The 1,696-nt window shown below is 71.3% G+C and carries 1 protein-coding gene and 1 pseudogene; one reads left to right on the top strand and one right to left on the bottom strand.

All coding sequences use genetic code 11. The annotated features are described in order from the left end of the window. The first annotated feature begins 490 nt into the window (after nucleotides 1-490). Nucleotides 491-1,474, top strand: a complete 984-nt coding sequence (locus C1I97_RS36710) for a phosphotransferase (RefSeq protein ID WP_111007215.1) — start codon at nucleotides 491-493, stop codon at nucleotides 1,472-1,474. A gap of 122 nt (nucleotides 1,475-1,596) precedes the next feature. Here C1I97_RS36710 and C1I97_RS42235 read toward each other — a convergent pair. Continuing rightward, nucleotides 1,597-1,696: pseudogene (locus tag C1I97_RS42235) on the bottom strand (transglycosylase SLT domain-containing protein); the annotation flags it as partial.

Below are 1,696 nucleotides of genomic sequence, written 5' to 3'. Positions count from 1 at the left end.
GCGCCCAGCACCGCCGCCCCGAGCACCGCCCGACGCCCGGCCCCGTGCACCTGCTCGTCCGACTCCCGCGTCCCCATGACCGCCTCCTGCTCTCGTGTCGTAGGTGCGCGCCGATCGTAGGTACACGCGGACGACCGGGCAATGCCCAGGACTTGCGGACCGGCTCCCCGGGAGCGAGCGAAGGGCGTGCTTCTCCAGGTGGGTGACCGACGACGGCTCCACCGAATCCGGCTTCCTGAACGGCGAGTTCACCTGCGTGCGAGCCGATGACACCGGAGTCCGCCTCGCACGGTGCACAACCCCTGATGCCACGGACTTGACGCCGTGAGGGGGCAGGAGATCGGGACGGCACCCGCTTGCGCTCGTCCTCGGCAGCCGGTCCGCCCCTGAGACGGCAGCCCGGCCGAACCGGTCTGCCGCCGGTGTCCGGGCTCAGTCGCTTCGTGCGGTCAGTTGGCACACGCGGCGCCGTCGTCAGTAGGTTCTGCGGATGCGGCGATTCGCGGACGTCGAAGACCTGCCGGGGCTCGTGCGTGACGCACTGGGAGCGGGATGCCACGCAGTCGCGGTGGAGAGGTTGCGCGGAGGGAGCAGGAAAGGGGTGTACCGGGTCCACCTCGAGGGAATCCGCCCAGCGAGCGTGATCGTCTACAGCTGGGCCGAGGCCGAGAACTTCTGGCCGTGCGCGCGAGAGGCCGACCCGTTCGCGCCCGCCTCCGGGCTGGTCCCGTTCCTGACCGCGCAGCGAAGCTTGGACAGCCTCGGGGCACGGGTTCCGCGGGTGTTCCTGGCGGATGACAGCCGACGCCGCTGTCCGGCGGACGTCGCCGTGGTCGAGGACGTCTCCGGCGGCACCCTCGAAGCACTCTTCGAAACCGATCCCACGCGCGCCGCGGGAACCCTGGGCGACCTCGCCGGGATGCTCGAGGTGATGCACCGGCACCAGAACCGGCACCACGGCAGGGTGGACCGGCTGGAGCGGGGCGAATCCGTGTCCGGGGTCCCGTGCGAGCGACGGGTCCTCGACCGCGCCCTGCGGGACCTCGAGGAGGCGGCGGGGCGCGACGGCCGCATCGCGGCAGCCGACGCCGCATTGCGCGACCGTCTGCGGGAACTGGCCGATCGGGTGGGCCCTCGCACGGAATACGGACTGATCCACGGAGAACTCGGACCCGACCACGTCCTGGTCGACGCCGACGGCCACGCGGTGCTGATCGACATCGAGGGCCTCATGCACTTCGACGTCGAGTGGGAGCACGTCTTCCTCCGGCTCCGCTTCGGCAAGCGGTACACCGCGCTGGCCCGGCCCGGTCTCGATCCTCAGCGGCTCGACCTCTACATGCTCGCGATGCGTCTGTCGCTGGTAGCCGGTCCCCTGCGTCTCCTCGACGGGGACTTCCCCGACCGGGCGTTCATGCGGAGGATCGCCGAGCACAACACGGAAGAGGCGTTGGCGCTCCTGCCGTTGGTGTAGCCCTGGCCGAGGAGTTCCCGGTCGACACGCCCTTCGCCCATGGCCCGTGGCCCGCCGCCGTGGTGCGTCCCGGGCAGCACCTGCCGGCTGCCTCGGGCTCCGCTGTGCCGGAGTGTGCCGGGTCAGTAGGCGGAGTGGACGTTGTCGATGGAGCCGTAGCGGTGGGCGGCGTAGTTGGCGGCGGCGGTGATGTTGGCGACCGGGTCGGTGACGCTGTGGACG

It is taken from the genome of Streptomyces sp. NTH33 (assembly GCF_003236365.1).
Taxonomy (GTDB): domain Bacteria; phylum Actinomycetota; class Actinomycetes; order Streptomycetales; family Streptomycetaceae; genus Streptomyces.
The sequence above is the reverse complement of the archived record's forward strand: the minus strand, read 5'-3'. Positions and strand labels throughout refer to the sequence as shown.

Bases quoted from the DNA above. Each gene is read 5' to 3' on its own strand.
- C1I97_RS36710 (WP_111007215.1), top strand. From the start codon at position 491: ATGCGGCGATTCGCGGACGTCGAAGACCTGCCGGGGCTCGTGCGTGAC.